General features: G+C 55.9%; 2 protein-coding genes. Both read right to left on the bottom strand.

Translation table 11 applies throughout. The annotated features are described in order from the left end of the window. A partial coding sequence (locus tag AC25ND_RS26375; RefSeq protein ID WP_486976683.1) for a transposase domain-containing protein occupies positions 1-283 on the bottom strand: 283 nt, incomplete at its 3' end. An 18-nt stretch (positions 284-301) separates the two neighbouring features. Next, a partial coding sequence (tnpB, locus tag AC25ND_RS26370; protein WP_486976682.1) for an IS66 family insertion sequence element accessory protein TnpB occupies positions 302-538 on the bottom strand: 237 nt, incomplete at its 5' end.

Raw genomic sequence — 538 nt, 5'->3', positions numbered from 1 at the left:
CTGGTGTGACGACTTCTTCATCCGGCGTCTCCACCGTCAACAGAGGCTCGCTCTCTGCCTCGTTGAACATCGCCAGTTGCGGCGTGTTGGGGTCGATGGCCTGCTCGGACTTGCGGCCGAAAAGACGATCACGCAGCAACTTGATCTGTTCTTTCAGATCAACGATGTGGGTGGCGTAGGCTTCTTTGACTTCCTGCTCACGCGAGCGTGCTGCGTAAGCCTCAAGGAGCATTTGCTTGAGCAGGACAGGGTCATCGGGAAGGTCATCGGGCATGGAATTCATGCCGAGGATTATACCGATTCAGGCAACGAAACGAGGGGTCAAAACCTGATGCGGACGGTTGCGCCAGAGGTCGAAGCCGTCGAGTAGCCAGTTCAGCTCCTGAACAGTCAGGACAATGGCTTCGTCAGTGATGTCGGGCGAGGTTTTGAAGCGTTCGGATTCCAGGCGCTTGAGCCAGAGACAGAAACCGTTGCGCTCCCAATAGAGGATCTTCACGCGATTGCGCGGTTTGTTGAGGAACACGAAAAGAACCGG

The organism is Pseudomonas sp. P110(2024), from assembly GCF_057480795.1.
This window is presented reverse-complemented; position numbering and strand designations above follow the sequence as displayed.